Below are 21367 nucleotides of genomic sequence, written 5' to 3' on the forward strand. Positions count from 1 at the left end.
GAAATGCATGACGCAAGTCACGGTGAAAGAACTGGCCCAGGTGGTCGACACACCGGTCGAGCGACTGCTTCAGCAGATGCGTGAGGCAGGACTGTCGCACACCAGCGCCGAGCAAGTAGTGACCGATAACGAGAAACAGGCCCTGTTGGCCCATTTGAAAAGCACCCACGGGGCGAAAGTGGACGAGCCGCGCAAGATTACCTTGCAGCGCAAGACCACTACCAAGCTCAAGGTTGGTGGCAGCAAGACCATCAGCGTCGAAGTGCGCAAGAAGAAAACCTTCGTCAAGCGCAGCGCCGAGGAAATCGAAGCGGAGCAGCGCCGCGAGCTCGAAGAGCAGCATGCGGCAGAAGAAGCTGCTCGTCTGAAGGCGGAGCAGGAAGCGCGCGAGCGTGCCGAGGAAGAGGCTCGCCGTCAGGCCGAGTCGCCCCAGCCTCAGGCCGACGTGACCGCTCCGGCCGCAGTCGAGCCGGTGGTCAATACCGAGCCGGCACCGGTCGCAGTCGAGCCTGCCGCTCCTGCACCTGAGCGCAAGAAAGAAGAGCCGCGTCGTGTCGAGAAGCCACGCAGCGATGACGACGAGCGTCGTGATCGCAAGCATGCGCAGCATCGCCCGTCGCTCAAGACCAAGGCCCCATTGGCGCGTACCGTACGTACCGGCGAAGACGAGGCCGATGGCTTCCGTCGCGGTGGTCGTGGCAAGTCCAAGCTCAAGAAGCGTAACCAGCATGGGTTCCAGAGCCCAACAGGACCTGTCGTGCGCGAAGTGTCGATTGGCGAGACCATCACTGTGGCCGAGCTGGCCCAGCAGATGTCGGTGAAAGCGGCCGAAGTCATCAAGTTCATGTTCAAGATGGGCTCGCCTGTCACCATCAACCAGGTGCTGGATCAGGAAACTGCTCAGCTGGTTGCCGAAGAGCTGGGCCACAAGGTCAAGCTGGTCAGCGACAATGCCCTGGAAGAGCAACTGGCCGAGCTGCTGAAGTTCGAAGGCGAGTCGGTATCGCGTGCACCGGTCGTGACCGTGATGGGCCACGTCGACCATGGCAAGACCTCGCTGCTCGACTACATCCGCCGCGCCAAGGTTGCAGTCGGCGAAGCCGGCGGTATCACCCAGCACATCGGTGCCTATCACGTTGAAACCGAGCGTGGCATGGTCACGTTCCTCGACACCCCTGGTCACGCTGCGTTTACCGCCATGCGTGCTCGGGGTGCCAAGGCGACCGATATCGTGATCCTCGTGGTTGCTGCCGATGACGGTGTAATGCCGCAGACCCAGGAAGCCGTCCAGCACGCCAAGGCTGCCGGTGTTCCGATCGTGGTAGCGGTGAACAAGATCGACAAGCCGGATGCCAACCCGGACAACATCAAGAACGGCCTGGGTGCACTTGACGTGATCCCGGAAGAGTGGGGCGGCGACACGCCGTTCATTCCGGTCTCCGCGAAAATGGGTACCGGCGTCGACGAGCTGCTCGAAGCCGTTCTGCTGCAGGCCGAACTGCTCGAACTCAAGGCCACGCCTTCGGCGCCAGGCCGTGGCGTAGTAGTCGAATCGCGTCTGGACAAGGGTCGTGGCCCGGTTGCCACTGTGCTGGTTCAGGACGGTACGCTGCGCCAGGGCGATATGGTGCTGTGCGGCGTCAATTTCGGTCGCGTTCGCGCCATGCTCGACGAAAACGGCAAGCCTGTTAAGGAAGCCGGCCCGTCGATTCCGGTCGAGATCCTCGGCCTGGATGGTACGCCGGAAGCCGGTGACGACCTGACCGTTGTGGCCGACGAGAAGAAGGCCCGTGAAGTTGCGTTGTTCCGCCAGGGCAAGTTCCGCGAAGTGAAACTGGCTCGCGCCCATGCCGGCAAGCTGGAAAACATCTTCGAGACCATGGGGCAGGACGAGAAGAAGACGCTCAACATCGTGCTCAAGGCGGACGTACGCGGCTCGCTCGAGGCGCTGCAGGGCTCGCTCAACGGCCTGGGCAACGACGAAGTGCAGGTTCGTGTGGTCGGCGGCGGTGTCGGTGGTATCACCGAGTCCGATGCCAACCTGGCGCTGGCGTCCAACGCGGTGCTGTTCGGCTTCAACGTCCGTGCCGATGCCGGTGCGCGCAAGATCGTCGAGGCCGAAGGCCTGGATATGCGCTACTACAACGTCATCTACGACATCATCGAGGACGTCAAGAAGGCGCTCACCGGTATGCTCGGCAGCGATGTTCGCGAGAACATTCTCGGCATCGCCGAAGTGCGTGACGTGTTCCGTTCGCCGAAGTTCGGCGCCATCGCCGGTTGCATGGTCACCGAGGGCATGGTCCACCGCAATCGTCCGATCCGCGTGCTGCGCGACGACGTCGTCATCTTCGAAGGCGAACTGGAATCGCTGCGCCGCTTCAAGGATGACGTCGCGGAAGTCCGCGCCGGCATGGAATGCGGTATCGGCGTGAAGAGCTACAACGACGTCAAGGTCGGCGACAAGATCGAAGTGTTCGAGAAGGTCGAAGTGGCGCGTTCGCTGTAAGCAAGCGTCAATCTGAAAGCTGGGAGCAAGGAGTCGGTGGCCGCCTGAGTGCGGTTACCGCTTCGAGCTTCCAGCTTTCGGCTTTTAATCGGGTAGAAATTTATGGCCAAAGAATTCAGTCGTACCCAGCGTATCGGCGATCAGATGCAGCGCGAATTGGCGCTGCTTATTCAGCGTGAGATCAAGGATCCGCGCCTGGGCCTGATTACCATCACCGCGGTCGACGTCAGTCGCGATCTGTCCCATGCAAAGATCTTCATAACCATCATGGGGCAGGACGACGATCAGGAAGCAATCAAGGGCAACCTGCGCATCCTCAACGATGCTGCCGGATTCCTGCGCATGCAGCTGGGCAAGAGCATGAAGCTGCGCACTGTTCCGCAACTGCACTTCAACTACGACGCGAGCATTCGTCGGGGTGTCGAGCTGAGCTCGCTGATCGAGCGCGCCGTGGCGGAAGATCGCAAGCACAGCGACGAGCGCGGAGAATAAACGTGGCACAGGTCAAGCGTGTACGCCGCAACGTCAACGGCATCATCCTGCTCGACAAGCCGCGAGGGTTTACCTCCAATGCGGCCTTGCAGAAGGTCCGCTGGCTGCTGAATGCGGAGAAGGCCGGGCATACCGGAAGTCTCGATCCGCTCGCCACCGGCGTGTTGCCGCTGTGTTTTGGCGAGGCGACCAAGTTCTCGCAGTACCTGCTGGACGCGGACAAGGCTTACGAAACAGTCATGCAGCTGGGCGTAACCACGACCACGGCCGATGCCGAAGGCGAGGTCCTGGAGCGCAAGCCGGTCGCGGTCACCGTCGAAGAGCTGGAGGCTCTGCTGCCGCAGTTTCGTGGTGACATCCTGCAGGTGCCGCCAATGTATTCGGCCCTCAAGCGAGACGGCCAGCCGTTGTACAAACTGGCACGTGCCGGAGAGGTGGTGGAGCGCGAGCCGCGTTCTGTTAATATTGCGCGCTTGGAGTTGCTTTCGCTCGAAGGCGATAAGGCGCGCCTCGCTGTTTCATGCAGCAAAGGCACCTATATCCGTACGCTGGTCGAAGACATCGGTCAGTTGCTCGGTTGTGGTGCGCATGTTGCCGAGCTACGGCGAACTCAGGCCGGACCGTTCGACCTTTCGCAGACGGTGAAGCTCGAGACCCTTGAGCAGTTGCACGGCGAGGGTGGTGCCGAGGCGCTGGATGGTCTGCTGCAGCCCGTTGATAGTGGTCTTGAACATTGGCCGCTGTTGCAGCTGTCCGAACACAGTGCCTATTACTGGCTGCACGGACAGCCGGTGCGGGCGCCGGAAGCGCCCAAGTACGGCATGGTACGTGTGCAAGATAACAATGGTCGCTTCATCGGTATCGGTGAAGTGAGCGAAGACGGGCGCATCGCGCCACGTCGGTTGATTCGGTCGGAATGACCGTTACGCGGCGCGTTCGCGCGTTGCGTCAGAGGGTGGCTGTCAGCAGGCACGGTCATTTCTCTTTATTAAACACGGGATGATTCCCGGCCTGTTCACTCAAGGAGCCCTATCATGGCACTGAGCGTTGAAGAAAAAGCCCAGATCGTTAACGAGTACAAGCAAGCTGAAGGCGACACCGGTTCTCCGGAAGTGCAGGTAGCCCTGCTGACCGCCAACATCAACAAGCTGCAGGACCACTTCAAGGCCAACGGCAAAGACCACCACTCGCGTCGTGGTCTGATCCGTATGGTTAACCAGCGCCGCAAGCTGCTGGATTACCTGAAGGGTAAGGACACCACTCGTTACAGCACCCTGATCGGTCGTCTGGGTCTGCGTCGCTAAGACGCGCCCGCGCTGGAAGCCGGAAGCTGGAAGCCTGAAGTTGAAAGTGGGATATCCCTGCGATCAGCTTCGGTCTTCCAGCTTTTGGCTTTCTTGCAGGTCGTTTCGGGCCGACTCCCGAACGTTCTGCCAATTTCCCCAAGGCAACAAAGAGAAGGAAAAACCGTGAATCCGGTAATCAAGAAGTTTCAATTCGGTCAGTCGACCGTAACCCTGGAAACGGGTCGTATCGCCCGCCAGGCCTCCGGCGCAGTGCTGGTCACCGTCGATGATGACGTCACCGTGCTGGTGACCGTGGTCGGTGCCAAGACCGCCGATCCGAGCAAGGGGTTCTTCCCGCTCTCCGTGCATTACCAGGAGAAGACCTACGCAGCCGGCAAGATCCCTGGCGGCTTCTTCAAGCGTGAGGCGCGTCCTTCCGAGAAGGAAACCCTGACCTCGCGTCTGATCGATCGTCCGATCCGTCCGCTGTTCCCGGAAGGCTTCCAGAACGAAGTGCAGGTCATCTGCACCGTCGTCTCCACCAGCAAGAAGACTGACCCGGACATCGCCGCGATGATCGGTACTTCGGCCGCTCTGGCCGTTTCCGGTATTCCGTTCGACGGCCCTATCGGCGCTGCGCGCGTGGCCTTCCATCCCGAAACCGGCTACCTGCTGAACCCGAACTACGAGCAGCTGAAGGCCTCCAGCCTGGACATGGTCGTGGCCGGCACCAAGGACGCCGTACTGATGGTCGAATCGGAAGCCAAAGAGCTGACCGAAGACCAGATGCTGGGCGCCGTCCTGTTCGCCCACGACGAGTTCCAGGCCGTGATCAAGGCCGTCGAAGAGCTGGCTGCTGAAGCCGGCAAGCCGCGCTGGGACTGGACCGCTCCGCAAGCCAACACGGCGTTGCTGGACGCCATCCGTGCCGAGTTCGGCGAAGCCATCTCCCAGGCTTACACCATCACCATCAAGCAGGATCGCTATGCGCGCCTGGGCGAGCTGAAGGACCAGGTCGTTGCCAAGTTCTCTGGTGAAGAAGGCCAGCCGTCTGCCGGCGAAGTGAAGGATGCCTTCGGTGAGATCGAGTACCGCACCGTTCGCGAGAACATCGTCAACGGCAAGCCGCGCATCGACGGTCGCGACACCCGCACCGTTCGCGGGCTGAACATCGAAGTTGGCGTGCTCGACAAGACCCACGGTTCGGCCCTGTTCACCCGTGGCGAAACCCAGGCCCTGGTCGTTGCGACCCTCGGTACTGCCCGTGACGCGCAGCTGCTCGACACCCTGGAAGGCGAGAAGAAAGACCCCTTCATGCTGCACTACAACTTCCCGCCGTACTCGGTCGGTGAGTGTGGTCGCATGGGCGCTACCGGTCGCCGCGAGATCGGCCACGGTCGCCTGGCCCGTCGTGGCGTTGCCGCCATGCTGCCAAGCGCCGACGAGTTCCCGTACACCATCCGCGTGGTTTCCGAGATCACCGAATCCAACGGTTCCAGCTCCATGGCGTCGGTCTGTGGTGCATCGCTGGCACTGATGGATGCGGGCGTGCCGATGAAGGCTCCGGTAGCCGGTATCGCCATGGGTCTGGTCAAGGAAGGCGAGAAGTTCGCCGTTCTGACCGACATTCTCGGTGACGAAGACCACCTCGGCGACATGGACTTCAAGGTTGCCGGTACCGCCAAGGGCGTGACCGCGCTGCAGATGGACATCAAGATCCAGGGCATCACCGAAGAAATCATGGAGATCGCTCTGGGCCAGGCCCTGGAAGCGCGCCTGAATATCCTTGGCCAGATGAACCAGGTCATTGCCCAGTCGCGCAGCGAGCTGTCGGCCAACGCACCGACCATGCTGGCGATGAAGATCGACCAGGACAAGATCCGCGACGTGATCGGCAAGGGTGGCGCTACCATTCGCGCCATCTGCGAAGAGACCAAGGCCTCGATCGACATCGAAGACGATGGCTCGATCAAGATCTTCGGCGAGACCAAGGAAGCGGCAGAAGCGGCCAAGCAGCGCGTGCTGGGCATCACTGCCGAAGCCGAAATCGGCAAGATCTACGTCGGCAAGGTGGAGCGCATCGTCGACTTCGGCGCGTTCGTCAACATCCTGCCTGGCAAGGACGGCCTGGTGCACATCTCGCAGATCAGCGATCAGCGGATCGAGAAGGTCACCGACGTGCTGAAGGAAGGCCAGGAAGTCAAGGTCCTGGTACTGGACGTGGATAACCGCGGCCGTATCAAGCTGTCCATCAAGGACGTAGCCGCCGCGGAAGCGTCTGGCGTCTGAGGCAGGCAACGTAGCTGACAGAAAGGGCCTTCGGGCCCTTTTTGTTTGCCTTCAAAAATTCCGCGGGGCTCTGCGGCGGATTGCAAGATGCACGCAATGGTTCGGCCAAACATGCATAGTGCATGTGTTCGAATGATGGCTTATTTTGCAAGTCGTTGTTTTTTAAGGATAAAAATAACGGTTAAAGTTGGCACACCGCTTGCGCTGTTATCTGTGCATCTGGGACCGGAGTCATGCCCCAGAAACCATGAGAACAGGAGTGACATCTATGAAGACTACTCAGACCCTTACCGCTGCCGCCATTGCCGCTGCTCTTAGCCTGCCGTTCGCCGGCGCCGCCCTGGCTGATACCACCCCTGCTATCGACAAGACCGATACCGTGATGTTGGCTGCCAACACCATGGACGACGCGGGTGATGCTGCATCCGATACCTGGATCACCACCAAGGTGAAATCCACTCTGCTGGCGGAAGACGCCACTCCAGGCATGGACATCGAAGTAGAAACCAAGGATGGCGTCGTTTCTCTGTCCGGCACAGTAGCCACCGAGGCTGAGAAAGAAGCCGCTATCGCCAAGGCCAAAGGCATCAAGGGCGTCCGCGATGTTGCCGCTGACGGCCTGAAGACTGCCGACTGATGGTGCTGTCCCGCGCGCTATTGCCGGGATGAGAAAAAACCCCGCTTTTTAGCGGGGTTTTTTATGGGCTAGTTGCCGCGTTGGCTGTCGATCTGCCGCAACCGGCTGCCTTCGAAGCGCAAGAAGTGGAACATTCCATGGTTCGGCCCATAAACCCACTCCTCGACCGGCACCTCTTGCCGGTAGCCGTATTCGTCGATGATCTCCTTGTAACCCGCCATTGAGCTGCTAGCGGGCTCGCCGCACTTGCTGCGGACCTCCGCCGTGGTGGCATCCAGGCTCACCAGGCGGCTGTTGCAGCGATAGGTAGACGATGCCTCTGCGTGCAGAGTGCCTAGCGACAGGCAGAGCAGCAGGGCGGATATGCGTCGATTCATCAGCTGACTCCAGGTGTTCAATTGGCCCGGCGGGTTTCGATACGAACCAGACGGTTGCCTTCGAAGGTGAGGATGCTGAGCATGCCGTTGCGAGGGCCGTAAACCCACTCTTCCAGCGCAAACTCTTGCCGGTCGTTGCGGCTCAGGGTGTAGCCCACCAGATCGCGATGTTCCGGGGTTCCGCATTTGCGTTCGACTTCAAAGGCGCGATCGCCGGTGGTGACCAGCTGGCTGCCGCAGCGCATGGTGTCGGCCTGGACGTTGGTAATGGTTGCCAGCAACACACCGGCAACGACGTATCTCATCATTTCCATCAGTCACTCCCCAGGTGCAGTGCAGTGGCTACCTTGCCATCGCTAGGCTGTTCTGCGGTGCCGGTATCCAATAGATAGACCCGCTCGGAATCCAGTCCGGCCTCGACCAGATAGCCCTTTATCGCCGCGGCGCGATCACGGCTGAGCCGACGCAGTAGTGTTGCATTGTCCGCCCAGGACTCGAGCACTGCCTGACGCATCTGCTGGGTACGTTGTTCGGCATCCAGTTCGGCCCATGCGGATGGCGGCTGATGGCCGAGTCGGCTGCGGTAGATGCCCTCCAGCAGCGGCGCTTCGTCCTCTGTCTCGATGCGTATCAGCGAGGGATCGGCAGGCACCTTGTCGCCTCGACGCTGCAGGATCCGGTACTGCGTTTCGCGGTATTCCTGCTGCAAACGCTGTTCGGCCAAGAGCGGCCCGTCAATAGCACCGGCACTCATCCCTTCCACTTCCAGGCGCAGGCCTGGACGCTGCTTCAATGCTGCTGCGAGGGTGTCGAGAACCTTGCGCGCTTCGGCGTCCAGCGTGCTGCTGGCCGGTTCGAACCCGATGTGGCTGAGGTCGCTATCGTCACCGCCGGCCAAGCCCGCAATGAACTTGAAAGGCGCCTGTGCGGCACGAACCACCAGATTGCGTAGCGTCTGCCAGACGATCGGCATGACGCTGAACTGGGGATCGTTCAGGTTGCCCTGGACCGGAAGCTCGATGGAGATGGTGCCATTGCTGTCCTTGAGTAGCGCTACCGCCAGGCGCACGGGTAGATCCACCGCGTCCGGGCTGTCGACTTTCTCGCCGAGCTGCAGCTGTTCGAGGACCACCTTGTTCTCGGCGTTCAAGCGGCCCTGCTCGATCCGGTAGTGCAGATCCAGGTTGAGACGACCCTTGCGGATGCGATAACCGGCGAATTTGCCGGAATAGGGCGTCAGGGTGGTCAATTCAACCTGGCGAAAGCTGGTCGCGATGTCCAGGCTCTGCAGCGGGTCGAACGGCGTGAGCTTGCCCTTGATGCTGACTGGCGCGTACTGATCCACCTTGCCAGCGATATTCACCGAGGCAGCCTTCTGTTCGCGGTTGTCGAGCGTGCCGATCTCGCCGTTCAGCGACTGGATAGCGGTAACGAAGGGCGGCCGCAGGCTGAAATCGGCAAAGTTCGCCGAGCCGTTGGCGATGCCGATGCCGCCGATGCGAATGGCTAGCGGCTCGCTCGCCGGCGTCGATTGTTCTTCCGCAGCGCTCGGTGGATCGCCGCGCTTGACCAGCAGATCATTGATGTTAGTGCTCAGGTCGGGGTTGATGATGAAGCGGGCGTACGGCTGGCTCAGATCGATGCGGTCGATCGCCAGGCTGTTCGGGTGGCGGTAATCCAGGCCGCTGAGCTGCAGCCGCTGCCATTTGACGAAGTCGCGGTTGTTGATCGTGTCGAGCGTATGCAGTTGCGTGGCGTCGGCGCTGCCACGCACGCTGAAGGCCAGAGGCTCGGTGCCCTGCAGGTCGATGTCCAGTTCGCTGGCGAGCATTCCGCTGCGCAGCTCGAGATGGACCAGCGGGCTGAGGTAGGCCTGGGCAATGCGCAGGTCGATATCCCGCGTGGTCACCGCCAGTCTGCCGCTCATGGGGCTCAGCTGCAGCTGTCCGCTGGCCTGAACCGCACCCTGCTTGCCGACGCCGGTGTCCAGTTTGAGGGCGAAGGGGCTGTTGCCGAGACTGTCGAAATCGCGGATGTCGAGATTCAGTGGCCCCAGCGCCAGCTCGACGTCTTCGTCCGGAACACGATCGGCCAGATGTACCCGATAGTCGCGTAGCTGTGCGTCGCGCAGCAGCAGTTGCCACGGTTCTGCGGCGGGCTGTGCTTGTTCTTCCGCTGTTGCCTTGCTGGCATCCGCTTTCGCCGGGGAAGAGGCGAACAGTTTCTGCCAGTCCAGCTCGCCGTCTGCTTCACGGGCGGCCCAGGTTTCCAGGTTGCGGCTGCGCAGCGTGCCGATGGTGACCTGTTGCTTGGCGAGGTCCAGCGCGGTATCGCTCAGCTCCAGCCGCTCCAGGCGAACAAGTTTGCGCCCGTCCGGGCTATCCAGTGCCAGCTGGCCTACCGCGGCGCTGGCGTTTTCCAGCGTAAGCGTGAAGCCGTCGTCGAGATCGAGGCGATAGCCCGTGCTGAGTTCTAGGGTGCCATTCTTGAGCACCAGCGGTGCGGCGTCGCGCACATAGGGCCAGAAGTCCTTGAGCTGCAGTTTGCTGACCTGCAGTGAGCCGCGGGAAGCCAACGGCTGCAAGCTGAGGTCGCCCTGCCAGTCAATGCGTCCGCCACTCGGCCCGCTGGCGGTGAGACGTGCGTCGGCGCTGCCGTCACTGCGAGTTGCCAGGTTATGCAGTTCGAAATCCAGCGAATCGTAGATCAGAACGATGGGCTCGCTCGGTCGCTTGTCTTCGAAGCCGAGATGTCCGCGTACCAGTTGCAGCCGGTCGATACGCAGCGGAAAGATCTCGCCCGCTTCGCTGGTTGTCGCCTCTGCCTCTGGCACTTCGAACAGCTGACCAAGGTTGAGCGCGCCATCCCTGGCGAAGCGCGCCTCGACATGCGGCGCCCACAACTCGACTGCAGCCAGATGCAGGGTCCGCTGCCAGAGGCTGTCCCATTGCAGGTCGAGGTAGAGCCGTTCGAAGGCCAGCTGGCGGTCGTCCTGCGCGCCGATGCGCAGGCCGAACAGTGAAAGCTCAAGGCTGAACGGGTTGAATTCGATACGTTGCAGGTTGGCCGGTACGGTGGCGTAGTTGGCCAACTGCTGATTGGCGACGCGCTGGGCGATACCCGGCAGGATCAGAAAGCCAAGCAGGCTGTAGCAGATCAGCACGAGCGCCACACCGGTGAACGCACGCTTCATTCCATTGGGCATGACCGGAAGTATTCCTGGCGGATGGATGCCTTGGAGTATGGCACGGGCATGCGGTTCCCCGAATCGAGCGATGCCGGCAATGCGCTCAGAGCCGCAGAATCAGCGTCTTCAAGGGTGCAAGCCCATCGAGGGACGGGAAGTCGGCAGCTGGCGCCAGCACCTGCCATTCGCGTACCGGCCTGCCAGCTTTCTCCGCGCAGCGCAGCACCTGGGTTCGCCAGTCTTCCATCGACACTTTCGCCAGGTTGTTGCAACAGATCAGCACACCACCTTCGGCGGTGGCCAGCAGTGCGGGTTTGAGCAGGCTCTGGTAGTCACGCAGCAGGTCCACCGTGCCGAACGCGCTGCGCGCCCAGGCTGGTGGGTCAAGCAACACCAGATCGAACTGGCGTTGCGCCAGGCGCGGGTAAGCCGGCAATGTCCGGCCACGACGCGCACTCACCGGCAGGCCGGCCAACTGGCGAATAGCAGGGAAATAGTCGGAGTGGACGAAATGCATCGGCAGCAAGGAAGGGTTCAACTCGCCGTTTTCCCGGCCAACCGCCAGGTTGCGCTCGGCGAAGTCGACGTTCCAGACTTCAGCCGCGCCTCCTGCAGCTGCGCACAGGCCGACGCCGCAGGTGTAGGAAAACAGGTTGAGCACCGATTTGCCGGCGCTGTGTCGCTTGACCCAGCCGCGGGCGTTGCGCAGGTCGAGGAAAAGCAGCGGATCCTGGCCGGAGTGACGCGCGCGTACGCGGTAGCGCAGCCCCCACTCATGGCCGATCTGATCCTCGAGTGCGGCATCGTCTGGTTGATGTCCCGCAGCGCTGCGGTCGATACGCGAGTTGCTCTGCGAACGGTCGTTGTAGACGAACTGCAGCGGCGCCCCGAGGAACTCGCAGGCTGCATCCTGGATGATCTGCAGGGATGGCGCATCGACCGGCTGGTGGAAGCTCTGCACCATCAGTTGCGGACCGTAGCGGTCGATCGTCAGGCCGGCTGCGCCTTCCTGGCTGCCATGGAAAAGCCGATAGCAATCGGTGTCCTGTTGGTGCAGCTCCTCGAGCAGCGGGCGACGGCTTTCAAAGGCGGCGCGCAGCGCCTGGTCTAGAGATGGCATGCGCGGCGACTCGAAAACAGGAGGGCGCGCAGTCTACCAAGAAATGCTGCGCTGATTTATCCGGGCTGGCGCGGCGGCAGGCCCATGCGTCGCCGCGCGCGATGCACGGACCCGCTGCGCACGGCCCAACGCGGCACCGGTGCAGTGCAGCACACGCCGGCGCGGATCAGTTGGCGTCGATTTTCGCTTAGCGACAGGTCAAGCATTGCCGGGGCCCATTCGGGCAGGAGATCGACACCGGCGTACAGCATCAATGTTCCGAACGGCCTGAGCAGCGGGCTCGGCGCCGGGGCGCTACGCAGTATCCGAAATATTTCCAGTGCGCGGTCGTCACTGCGCAGCTGCGGTCGGACCCGCTCCAGGTAGGCCGCAATCTGCGCGCGCGAACGCGGCACGTCCTGAGCGCCGAGGCGTTCGGCAATCAGCGCGACTTCGGCGTAGTAGCGATCCTGCTCCTCAGCCGAGAGCGCCGGGTTCAGGTAACGCAGGTGCGATTTGAGAAAACTGCTGACTTCTGCGACATGGACCCAGGTAAGCAGGTCAGGGTCGGATGCGGCATACGGCCGGCCATCCGGCGCCGTGCCGGTCACGCCGGCGTGAATGCGCTGGACCCGTTCGATCAGCCGATCGGCATCGGCCTGGCTGCCGAACGTCGTGGCAGAAATGAACTGGCCGGTACGTCGCAGCCGGCCGAGCAGGTCCTGGCGAAAATTCGAGTGATCCCAGACGCCGGCCAAGGCCAGTGGATGCAGGGCCTGCAGCAGTAGCGCGGAAATTCCGCCGACCATCATCGAGGTGAAGTCGCCATGCACCCGCCAGCACACTGACTCGGGCCCGAACAGGCCGGGATCGCCTGGCGGGTTTTCGTAGTCGACCCCGCCGATGGCCAGGCCGGTGAGGCTCAGCACGCGGGTTTCGATCTGACGGCGGATGAATTCCATGGCAAATGGCGCTGCTGGCTTGCGAAGCGACCGATAGTACCTGAGGAGACGATCGTTGCTTGCGGTTGCAGGCAGGTTCGGACGAGGGGGCCAAGAGGCGTGACCGGGCAGCAGTGCACTGCCCGGTCAGGTCGCAATCAGCCGCGATGGCGGCCACGGAAGAAGTCGATCAGACCCTGGGTCGACGCATCCTCGGCCGGCGCGGCATCGAAGCGGGTCATCTGGTTGTAGACAGCCTTGCCCAGATCCTTGCCGAGCTCCACGCCCCACTGATCGAACGAGTTGATTCCCCAGATCACGCCCTGAACGAAGACCTTGTGCTCGTACAGTGCGATCAGGGCGCCGAGGCGGCCGGGGCTGATGGTCTCCATCACCACGGTATTGCTCGGCCGGTTGCCCGGAATCACCTTGTGCGGTGCCAGCCGCTGGACCTCGGCTTCACTGAGGCCCTTGGCACGCAGTTCGGCCTCGGCTTCCTCGCGTGTCTTACCGAGCATCAGGGCCTGGCTTTGCGACAGGCAGTTGGCGTAGAGCCACTCGTGGTGATCGGCGACCGGGTTGTGGCTGACCACCGGGACGATGAAGTCCGCCGGAATCAGCGGGGTGCCCTGGTGCAGCAACTGATGGTAGGCGTGCTGGCCGTTGGCGCCGACGCCGCCCCAGATCACCGGGCCGGTGGTGCAGGAAACCGGCGTGCCGTCCTGGCGTACGCTTTTTCCGTTGGACTCCATGTCCATCTGCTGCAGATGTTTGACGAAGTTGCGCAGGTAGTGATCGTAGGGCAGGAAGGCGTAACTCTGCGCGCCCCAGAAGTTGTGGTACCAGATGCCCAGCATCGCCAGCAGCACCGGCATGTTGCTTTCGAACGGCTCGCTGAGGAAATGCTGGTCCATGCTGTAGGCACCGGACAGCAGATCCTTGAAGTTGGACATGCCGATGGCCAGGGCAATGGGCAGGCCGATCGCCGACCACAGCGAGTAGCGGCCACCGACCCAGTCCCACATCGGGAAGATGTTCTTCTCGCGAATGCCGAACTCGACCGCCGCCTGCTTGTTGCTGGTGACGGCGATGAAGTGACGGTAGAGCTTTTCCTCTGTGCCGCCCTTGCCCAGGTACCAGTTACGCGCGGCCTGGGCATTCTTCAATGTCTCCAGGGTGCCGAATGTCTTGCTGGAGATAATGAACAGGGTGGTTTCGACATTCAGCTTGGCGGTCACTTCGCGGAACTCGCTGCCGTCGATGTTTGCGAGGTAGTGCGTCCGCACGCCGTGCTGGGTGAATGGCAGCAGCGCCTCGGAGACCAGCTGCGGGCCGAGGAACGAGCCGCCGATGCCGATGTTCACCACGTCGGTGATGGTCTTGTCGCTGAAGCCGCGCCACAGGTTGTTGTGAATGCGGGTGACGATATCGGTCATCTGCGCCAGGGCGGTGTGCACGTCGCGCATGATGTTCTTGCCGTCGACCATCACCGATTCGCCCATGGGGCGGCGCAGCGCCGTATGCAGTACCGGACGATTCTCCGAGGCGTTGATCCGCTCGCCTTCGAACATCGCGTGGGCGGCCTGTTCGACGCCGGCCTCGCGGGCCAGGTTCACCAGCAGGGTGCGGGTCTCGGGGGTGATCAGGTTCTTCGAATAGTCGAGAAACAGGCCGCTGCAGGAAACCGACAGGTCATCGAAGCGCGTAGGGTCGGCCTTGAACGCTTCGCGCATGCTGAAGTTCTGCATGTCCAGGCGGTGTTCTTCCAGGGCCTTCCAGGACGGCAGGCCGGTGACATCGAGCGGATGCTGGTAGTAGCTCATGGTGATGCGGCTTCCTTTGCTTTGACAGGCCGCTGAATCCTTGCGGTCGTGCATCGGGGCGCCACTGGCCGCGACAGGATTCAGTGATATGTATGACCGTGCGGGCACGCCGGCACTCGTCCTGAGTGCTGCGGATGCTGGCCGAACCCGGCTTTGGCCGAGCCGGTAAAGGCACATCCTATGCCATCAGAGTCAGCTCTGACAGGGGAAACCCCTGCTGCGTTCCGGGCTATTTCGCCTATTCTGCCCGGGCTGACACATTGGCCAAGCATCCAGGCCGTTGCGGCCCCGGCACAACGAAAAAGCCCGAAGTGCGGACACTTCGGGCTTTCTTTCAGCGTTGCCGGGAGCAGAGGTCAGGCGACCTGCACCGGGATGGCGTTGCTGGTATGGCTCAGCTCGCCGTCCGCACCCATGTAGAGCACGTGAGGCTTGAAGTTGGCCAGCTCGGCCTCGCTGTAGTGCGCATAGGCGCAGATGATCAGGCGATGGCCGACGCCCGCCTTGTGGGCAGCGGCACCGTTGACCGAAATGATTTTCGAGCCTTCCTCGCCGCGGATGGCGTAGGTGGTGAAGCGCTCGCCGTTGTCGACGTTATAGATCTGGATCTGTTCGTATTCACGGATACCGGCCAGGTCCAGCCACTCGCCGTCGATGGCGCAGGAGCCTTCGTAGTCGAGCACCGAGTGAGTCACCTGGGCGCGGTGCAGTTTGGCCTTGAGCATGATGGCGTGCATGGCAGGGTCCTCCGGGTGCGCAAGCGGCGCAGAGTGTGCCTCAAGCCTTGAACGTGATCAAGGCTGCGGGCAATTGGCTGGAATCAGGCCGATATGTGGATGTCGACGAGCAGATTGTCGAGCAGTCGTGTCTTGCCGAGATAGGCGGCTGCAAGGATGACTACTTCGCTGGAAGCGTCGCTCACAGGCTGCAGATCGACGGCGTTGCGGATCTCCAGATAGTCCGGACGCAGGCCGGCGGCTTGTAGCGCACTCAACCCTTCGGCGATCAGTGCCGGATAATCGCGGCGGCCACCCCGGATCGCCAGCTCGAGCCCTTTCAGCGTGCGGTACAGCACAGGTGCCGTGGCACGCTCGTCCGCCGTCAGGTACCCGTTACGCGACGACAATGCCAGGCCGTCATCGGCCCGAACGATCGGCTCGGAAAGGATCTGCACCGGCATGTTCAGGTCGCGAACCATGGTGCGGATCACGGCCAGCTGCTGGAAATCCTTCTGCCCGAACACGGCGAGATCCGGCAGGACCATGTTGAACAACTTGGTGACTACCGTGGAGACACCGTCGAAGTGTCCGGGACGACTGCCGCCACACAAGCCTTCCGATACACCTGGGACGCGCACGATCGTCTGCTGGGCCTGCCCATGCGGGTACATTTCGTCCACGCTCGGCGCGAAGAGCAGATGGCAGCCTGCTTCGAAGAGCTTGTCCTGATCCGCCGCGAGGGTGCGTGGATAGCTGTCCAGGTCCTCGTTGGGGCCGAACTGCAGCGGATTGACGAAGATGCTGGCGACCACGAAGTCGGCACGCTGACCGGCCTTTTTCACCAGCGCGATATGGCCGGCATGCAGGTTGCCCATGGTCGGCACGAAGCCGATGCGCTTGCCCTCGCTGCGCGCGCGGGCGACCGCGGCGCGCAGATCGGCAATGGTCTTGACGATGTTCATGCGGAGAAACCGTGCTCGGCTGCGGGAAACTCGATGGTCTTGACGGCTTTCACGTAGCCGGCGATGGCAGAAGGAATGTCACCGTGCTCGCGCATGAAGTTCTTGACGAACTTCGGCACGCGGCCGCTGAGCGAAAGCCCCAGCATGTCGTGCAACACCAGGACCTGGCCGTCGGTGTCGCTGCCGGCACCGATGCCGATCACCGGGATCTGCACGGCGCGGGTGATGCGCGCGGCGAGTTCGCTGGGTACGCATTCGAGCAGCAACATGGCGGCGCCGGCCGCTTCCAGCGATTTGGCGTCCTCGAGCATCTGCAGTGCCTGGGCTTCTTCGCGGCCTTGTACCTTGTAGCCGCCGAAGAGGTTGACGGCCTGGGGCGTCAGGCCCATGTGCGCACAGACCGGAATGCCGCGCTCAGCCAGCAGGCGGATCGACTCCGCCAGCCAGGCGGTGCCTTCCAGCTTGATCATGTGCGCGCCGGCCTGCATCAGCGCGGCCGAATTGTTCAGGGTTTGTTCGGTGGTGGCGTTGGCCATGAACGGCAGGTCGGCGACGATCATCGCGCCGCGATTACCGCGTTTGACGCTGGCGGTGTGATAGGCCATGTCGGCAACGGTAACCGGCAGGGTGCTGTCGTGACCTTGCAGGACCATGCCGAGTGAATCGCCGATAAGGAGCATCTCGACGCCCGCGTCGCAGGCCGTCTTGGCGAAGGTGGCGTCATAGCAGGTGAGCATGACGATCTTCTCGCCCTTCTGCTTGAGCCCTTGCAGCGTGGTCAGGGTTACGTCTGGCATGAATGCCGTCCTCTTCGAGCCTCGGAGGTCAGAATTGCCGGGCGGCACACCGGGAGGGTGCTACGGCCGCAGGTGGCAGAGGGCGCTTATAGTCCCGGCGGCGGCAGAGTAAGTCAATCGCGAGTGTTACCTGCGCGTTACGTTCGTTACCGTGGCGGTGACACTGTCGCTGGATAGCCGCTCGAGGCCGCTGAAAGGGCAGGCTGTGAGCAGATCGGCGAGCCGGCGACCGTCGGCGAAGACCAGTTCCCCCGGGGCGATTTCGGCCAATGGGTAGAGCACGAACGCGCGGGCCTGCATGTGATAGTGCGGAACCTTTAAGCGCGGCTCGTCGATCAGCCTGTCGCCAAACAGCAGGATATCCAGATCGAGGGTGCGTGGGCCCCAGCGCTCGGCCTTGCGCTCGCGGCCTTGGGCCAGCTCGATACGCTGCAGGGCGTCGAGTAGCTTCAATGGCGCAAGGTCGGTATCCAGGGCGGCGACGGCGTTGATATAGCGGGGCTGGTCGGCAGGCCCGAGCGGGTCGCTGGCATAAAGCGACGAGACTGCGGCCAGACTGCTCTGTGGAAGCTCGGCCAGCGCTTGCAGGGCGCCGCGCAGTTGCTGCCGCGGCTCGGCCAGGTTGCTGCCCAGGCCGATATAGACGCGTTCCATCCTACTCGGCCGGAGTGGCGGTACTGTCGCCTGGAGCCCGGCGGCGACGTCCGCCGCGGCGGCGCTTCTTCGCTCCGCCGTTATCGTCTTTGTTGCTGAGTCCGCGAATCATGTTGCGCCGCTCGCTTTCACTGGCTTCCTGGTAGTCGGTCCACCAGTCGCCCAGTCCGCCGGTCTGCTCGCCGGCGCTCTCTCGTAGCAGGAGGAAGTCGTAACCGGCTCGGAAACGCGGATTCTCCAGCAGCTGGTCGGCACGCCGGCCCTGGCGACGCGGCAGACGCTCCTGCATGTCCCAGATCTCGCGCATGGGCATGGTGAAACGTTTCGGGATCGCGGTGCGCTGGCACTGTTCCCAGATGATGTCGTGCGCGGCTTCCTGCATCGCCGGAATCGGCGGCATGCCGCGGTTCTGCAGCTCCAGCACGCGTGCCGGGAGGGCAGGCCAGAGCAGGGCGGCGAAAAGAAACGCAGGGGTTACCGGCTTGCCCTGCTGGATCCGCAGGTCGGTATTGGCCAGGGCGTTGCGGATCAGCGTGCCGGCGTACTCCGGGTCGCGCTCCAGTGCCGCAGCGCTCGCCGGGAACAGCGGGGCGAAGAGATCATATTCGAGCAGCAGCTCGAAGGTACGCTCGGCCTTGCCGCCGAGAAACAGCTTGAGCACTTCGTCGAACAGACGGGCCGAGGGAATGCCGTCGAGCAGGTCGGCCAGATCGACGATGGGTTCGGCGCTGTGTCGCTCGATTTCGAAATCGAGCTTGGCGGCGAAGCGCACCGCACGCAGCATGCGCACCGGGTCTTCCTGGTAGCGCTGCTCGGGATCGCCGATCAGACGGATCAGGCGATTACGGATGTCGTGCACGCCGCGGGTGTGATCGAGGATGCGCTCGGTGGTCGGATCGTAGTACAGCGCGTTGATGGTGAAGTCGCGACGCTGCGCATCGTCCTCGAGGGTGCCGTAGATGTTGTCGCGCAGGATGCGCCCGCTCTCGTTGCGCGAGGCCAGATGGCTGGCGTCATCGTCATCCTCTTCAGGATGATTGGCGCGGAAGGTGGCAACCTCGATGATTTCGCGGCCGAAATGCACATGCACCAGCTTGAATCGTCGGCCGATCACCCGCGCGTTGCGGAACTCGGCGCGCACCTGCTCGGGCGTCGCGCTGGTGGCGACGTCGTAATCCTTGGGGTTCAACTGCAGCAGTAGATCGCGCACGCAACCGCCCACCACATAAGCCTCGTAACCTGCCTGCTGCAGGCGCTCGACCACGCTCACCGCGTAACGGCTGATCTCGTTGCGATGCAGGGAATGCTGCCGGCTGGACAGAATTTCAGGTGTGCGGCGGGGATGCGGGATACGGCGCAGAGGAAGACGAAAAGACTGGAACAGCTTTTTCAGCATGGAGGGCAACTGTGTGGCGGAATGACGGGCCGGTGTCGCGAATGGCCGCGAAACCTGCGCGGATTCTAGCACCGAGAGTGCTGGATGTTGAACGATGCGCGGGGAGGTGTCAAAAAGCATCTTGCGCCGCGTGACAGGGTACTGCCTGGGACGGCAGGCGGAGCGGATGCAGGAGTGCAAGGTACGCTGCGAGTGCAACGGCTTCGCGGGCGGGTCAGCAAGCCCGGATAGCACAAAGGGGAGCCGAGGCTCCCCTTTGAATTAATGTCGCGTGCTTTATTGTTATTAGTCGTTCAGGCGTTGCTGTTCTTGTTGTTCGCCTGTTCTCTTGGGCCGTGGCCTTCGAGAGCGCTCCCATACTGGGAGCTAATAGCAAACGGATTTCTTTGGTCGCTGACTTTGCCTTGATCTTCGATCCAACCAGTGCGGGCCCTGCTTGCTGCAGTTTTTATTGTTCTCGGCCTGGTCGTGGGGCGAACCCCGTGGCAAGTCCTCTCCAAAAGAATCAGTTAGCTGCGCCTCCGCCTTCTTGTCGTTATTTTGCTGGAGCCGTTACGTCTTGTTCTTGTTATGGGAGCTGCTTGTTATTGTTGTTGTGCCACTTAGAAAGCATTTGCTGTGCCAGTTTTAAAAAATCGTTATTTATCAGCTGGTTAGCTATTTAGGTCGGTGGGGCGGACAAGAAAAAACCGGGAGAACGTTACCGTTGCTCCCGGTTTTTGTTACGAATCATGCGGCTGCGGTAACAAACTACCCAGCGGCGCTACTCGACTTGCGCCGCGGAATGCCCAGGCGTTGACGGCGTTCCCACAGGCACTTGCGGCTGATGCCCAGCTTGCGAGCCAGCTCGGTTTCGGTCATGTGGTCCTGATGCTCGAGCACGAAGTGCTGGAAATAGTCCTCCAGCGAAAGATCCTCGGTCGGCTCATTGCTGCTGGCGATACCGCGGATGCTGCCGAGCGGCTCGTCGAAGTCATCGTCCAGCTCATCCAGCTCGATATCGATGCCCAGCAGCTCGGCATCGATCTCCGGGCTTTCACTCAGGATTGCGGCGCGTTCGATGGCGTTTTCCAGTTCGCGCACGTTGCCAGGCCATGAGTAGTGACGGATGGCCTGTTCGGCGTCACGGGAAAAATGCATGTCGTCGCTGCTCATGCGTTCACCCTGGCGGGCGAGGAATGCTTTGGCGATCTCCAGCACGTCACTGCCGCGTTCGCGCAGCGGGGGTAGCTTGAGTGCGATGACGTGCAGCCGGTAGTAAAGGTCTTCACGGAACTGCCCGGTCTTGGCCAGGGTTTTCAGGTCGCGGTGAGTGGCAGCAATCAGGCGCACATCGACCTTCTGCGATTGCACCGAGCCAACCCGGCGGATCTCGCCTTCCTGCAGAACCCGGAGCAGACGTGCCTGTGCTTCCAGGGGCAGTTCGCCGATTTCGTCGAGAAACAGCGTGCCGCCGTCGGCAGCCTCGACCAGGCCGGCGCGTCCTGCGCTGGCGCCTGTGAACGCGCCTTTTTCATGGCCGAACAGTTCGGATTCGATCAGCGTTTCCGGAATGGCGGCGCAGTTCACCGAGATCATTGGCGCCTTGGCGCGTCGCGAAAGGTTGTGTAGTGCACGGGCGACCAGTTCCTTTCCGGTGCCCGATTCGCCCTGGATCAGCACGTTGGAATCGGTGGGCGCGACCTTGCGGATCTTGCCGAACAGGTCCTGCATGGGCGCGCAGTGGCCAATGATGCCGATGTCGTCCCGCCCCGTGTCGCCTGCTGCGGCACTTGCGTTGCGCGCAGGCTGGGCCTGCACGGCTGCACTTTGCTGATGGTCGTTGAGAATGCGTGCGACGGTCTGCAGCATCTCGTCGTGATCGAAAGGTTTGGCGATGTAGTCGACCGCGCCCATCTTCATCGAGTCCACGGCCGAGCGCAGACTGGCGTAGCTGGTCATGATCAGTACCGGCGTGCCTTCGGCGAGCTTGATGAGTTCCGTACCGGGCGCACCGGGCAGCCTCAGGTCGCTGACGACGAGGTCGAAGCCCGGGATGCTGTAGCGCTCCTGTGCCTCCTGCACCGAGCCGGCTTCGCTGACCTCGTACTGGTTGCGTTCGAGAAGGCGTCGCAGGGCAGAGCGGATGATGGTTTCGTCTTCGACGATCAGAATGTGTGACATCAGTACTCTCTCGACGGTCTGGAGGCAGCGCCGGCA

18 protein-coding genes are annotated in these 21367 nt (G+C 62.2%); 6 read left to right on the forward strand and 12 right to left on the reverse strand.

Features of this window, described 5'->3' with window-relative positions:
* Positions 1-7: 7 nt before the first annotated feature.
* The 6 genes from infB (at position 8) to EA798_RS04075 (ending at position 7213) form a co-directional block, all read left to right on the forward strand.
* Complete coding sequence (infB, locus tag EA798_RS04050; protein ID WP_122098123.1) at positions 8-2509, forward strand: translation initiation factor IF-2; 2502 nt, start codon at positions 8-10, stop codon at positions 2507-2509.
* A 102-nt stretch (positions 2510-2611) separates the two neighbouring features.
* Positions 2612-3001 carry a 30S ribosome-binding factor RbfA gene (gene rbfA, locus EA798_RS04055; protein WP_011914371.1) on the forward strand — a complete coding sequence of 130 codons (390 nt, stop codon included), beginning with the start codon at positions 2612-2614 and terminating at the stop codon, positions 2999-3001.
* Between the two features lie 2 nt (positions 3002-3003).
* Positions 3004-3921 (forward strand): tRNA pseudouridine(55) synthase TruB, encoded by a 918-nt coding sequence (gene truB / locus EA798_RS04060; protein WP_122098124.1) that lies wholly within the window; start codon positions 3004-3006, stop codon positions 3919-3921.
* Positions 3922-4035: 114 nt separating this feature from the next.
* Complete coding sequence (rpsO, locus tag EA798_RS04065; protein WP_003293213.1) at positions 4036-4305, forward strand: 30S ribosomal protein S15; 270 nt, start codon at positions 4036-4038, stop codon at positions 4303-4305.
* Between the two features lie 165 nt (positions 4306-4470).
* On the forward strand, positions 4471-6576 hold the full coding sequence (gene pnp / locus EA798_RS04070) for a polyribonucleotide nucleotidyltransferase (RefSeq protein ID WP_122098125.1): 2106 nt from the start codon (positions 4471-4473) through the stop codon (positions 6574-6576).
* A gap of 268 nt (positions 6577-6844) precedes the next feature.
* The gene (locus tag EA798_RS04075) at positions 6845-7213 is read left to right on the forward strand and encodes a BON domain-containing protein (RefSeq protein ID WP_106157733.1); all 369 of its coding nucleotides are present in this window, start codon (positions 6845-6847) and stop codon (positions 7211-7213) included.
* Between the two features lie 68 nt (positions 7214-7281).
* On the opposite strand, the gene EA798_RS04080 is transcribed toward EA798_RS04075, so the two are convergent.
* The 12 genes from EA798_RS04080 to EA798_RS04135 all read right to left on the reverse strand — a co-directional run bounded on the left by EA798_RS04080 (position 7282) and on the right by EA798_RS04135 (position 21331).
* On the reverse strand, positions 7282-7590 hold the full coding sequence (locus tag EA798_RS04080; RefSeq protein WP_122098126.1) for a DUF2845 domain-containing protein: 309 nt from the start codon (positions 7588-7590) through the stop codon (positions 7282-7284).
* A 17-nt stretch (positions 7591-7607) separates the two neighbouring features.
* A complete protein-coding gene (locus tag EA798_RS04085) occupies positions 7608-7904 on the reverse strand; it encodes a DUF2845 domain-containing protein (protein ID WP_122098127.1) in 297 nt (98 codons plus the stop codon).
* Positions 7904-10795 (reverse strand): DUF748 domain-containing protein, encoded by a 2892-nt coding sequence (locus EA798_RS04090; RefSeq protein WP_122098128.1) that lies wholly within the window; start codon positions 10793-10795, stop codon positions 7904-7906. Before EA798_RS04090 ends, EA798_RS04085 begins: the two co-directional genes overlap by 1 nt.
* A gap of 85 nt (positions 10796-10880) precedes the next feature.
* Complete coding sequence (locus EA798_RS04095; protein ID WP_122098129.1) at positions 10881-11897, reverse strand: class I SAM-dependent rRNA methyltransferase; 1017 nt, start codon at positions 11895-11897, stop codon at positions 10881-10883.
* Positions 11898-11953: 56 nt separating this feature from the next.
* Complete coding sequence (locus tag EA798_RS04100; protein WP_122098130.1) at positions 11954-12838, reverse strand: oxygenase MpaB family protein; 885 nt, start codon at positions 12836-12838, stop codon at positions 11954-11956.
* 137 nt (positions 12839-12975) lie between these two features.
* Positions 12976-14640 carry a glucose-6-phosphate isomerase gene (pgi, locus tag EA798_RS04105; RefSeq protein WP_106157739.1) on the reverse strand — a complete coding sequence of 555 codons (1665 nt, stop codon included), beginning with the start codon at positions 14638-14640 and terminating at the stop codon, positions 12976-12978.
* 356 nt (positions 14641-14996) lie between these two features.
* A complete protein-coding gene (panD, locus tag EA798_RS04110) occupies positions 14997-15377 on the reverse strand; it encodes an aspartate 1-decarboxylase (RefSeq protein ID WP_014597581.1) in 381 nt (126 codons plus the stop codon).
* 83 nt (positions 15378-15460) lie between these two features.
* Positions 15461-16321 (reverse strand): pantoate--beta-alanine ligase, encoded by an 861-nt coding sequence (gene panC, locus EA798_RS04115; RefSeq protein WP_122098131.1) that lies wholly within the window; start codon positions 16319-16321, stop codon positions 15461-15463.
* Positions 16318-17118 (reverse strand): 3-methyl-2-oxobutanoate hydroxymethyltransferase, encoded by an 801-nt coding sequence (gene panB, locus EA798_RS04120; RefSeq protein ID WP_122098132.1) that lies wholly within the window; start codon positions 17116-17118, stop codon positions 16318-16320. The genes panC and panB overlap by 4 nt, the downstream gene beginning before the upstream one ends.
* A gap of 126 nt (positions 17119-17244) precedes the next feature.
* Positions 17245-17772, reverse strand: coding sequence for a 2-amino-4-hydroxy-6-hydroxymethyldihydropteridine diphosphokinase (gene folK, locus EA798_RS04125; RefSeq protein ID WP_122098133.1), 528 nt, complete (start codon positions 17770-17772; stop codon positions 17245-17247).
* A 1-nt stretch (position 17773) separates the two neighbouring features.
* Entirely contained in the window at positions 17774-19168 is a 1395-nt protein-coding gene (locus EA798_RS04130) for a polynucleotide adenylyltransferase PcnB (RefSeq protein ID WP_122098134.1), read from the reverse strand.
* 750 nt (positions 19169-19918) lie between these two features.
* Positions 19919-21331: a sigma-54-dependent transcriptional regulator gene (locus EA798_RS04135; protein WP_106157744.1), complete on the reverse strand. Its 1413-nt coding sequence runs from the start codon at positions 21329-21331 to the stop codon at positions 19919-19921.
* Positions 21332-21367: the final 36 nt, after the last annotated feature.

The sequence above is a fragment of the Pseudomonas songnenensis genome, from assembly GCF_003696315.1.
Classification (GTDB): domain Bacteria; phylum Pseudomonadota; class Gammaproteobacteria; order Pseudomonadales; family Pseudomonadaceae; genus Stutzerimonas; species Stutzerimonas songnenensis.

Bases quoted from the DNA above. Each gene is read 5' to 3' on its own strand.
- infB (WP_122098123.1), top strand. From the start codon at position 8: ATGACGCAAGTCACGGTGAAAGAACTGGCCCAGGTGGTCGACACACCG.
- rbfA (WP_011914371.1), top strand. From the start codon at position 2,612: ATGGCCAAAGAATTCAGTCGTACCCAGCGTATCGGCGATCAGATGCAG.
- rpsO (WP_003293213.1), top strand. From the start codon at position 4,036: ATGGCACTGAGCGTTGAAGAAAAAGCCCAGATCGTTAACGAGTACAAG.
- EA798_RS04075 (WP_106157733.1), top strand. From the start codon at position 6,845: ATGAAGACTACTCAGACCCTTACCGCTGCCGCCATTGCCGCTGCTCTT.
- EA798_RS04080 (WP_122098126.1), bottom strand. From the start codon at position 7,590: ATGAATCGACGCATATCCGCCCTGCTGCTCTGCCTGTCGCTAGGCACT.
- EA798_RS04085 (WP_122098127.1), bottom strand. From the start codon at position 7,904: ATGGAAATGATGAGATACGTCGTTGCCGGTGTGTTGCTGGCAACCATT.
- EA798_RS04090 (WP_122098128.1), bottom strand. From the start codon at position 10,795: ATGCCCAATGGAATGAAGCGTGCGTTCACCGGTGTGGCGCTCGTGCTG.
- EA798_RS04095 (WP_122098129.1), bottom strand. From the start codon at position 11,897: ATGCCATCTCTAGACCAGGCGCTGCGCGCCGCCTTTGAAAGCCGTCGC.
- EA798_RS04100 (WP_122098130.1), bottom strand. From the start codon at position 12,838: ATGGAATTCATCCGCCGTCAGATCGAAACCCGCGTGCTGAGCCTCACC.
- pgi (WP_106157739.1), bottom strand. From the start codon at position 14,640: ATGAGCTACTACCAGCATCCGCTCGATGTCACCGGCCTGCCGTCCTGG.
- panD (WP_014597581.1), bottom strand. From the start codon at position 15,377: ATGCACGCCATCATGCTCAAGGCCAAACTGCACCGCGCCCAGGTGACT.
- panC (WP_122098131.1), bottom strand. From the start codon at position 16,321: ATGAACATCGTCAAGACCATTGCCGATCTGCGCGCCGCGGTCGCCCGC.
- panB (WP_122098132.1), bottom strand. From the start codon at position 17,118: ATGCCAGACGTAACCCTGACCACGCTGCAAGGGCTCAAGCAGAAGGGC.
- folK (WP_122098133.1), bottom strand. From the start codon at position 17,772: ATGGAACGCGTCTATATCGGCCTGGGCAGCAACCTGGCCGAGCCGCGG.
- EA798_RS04130 (WP_122098134.1), bottom strand. From the start codon at position 19,168: ATGCTGAAAAAGCTGTTCCAGTCTTTTCGTCTTCCTCTGCGCCGTATC.
- EA798_RS04135 (WP_106157744.1), bottom strand. From the start codon at position 21,331: ATGTCACACATTCTGATCGTCGAAGACGAAACCATCATCCGCTCTGCC.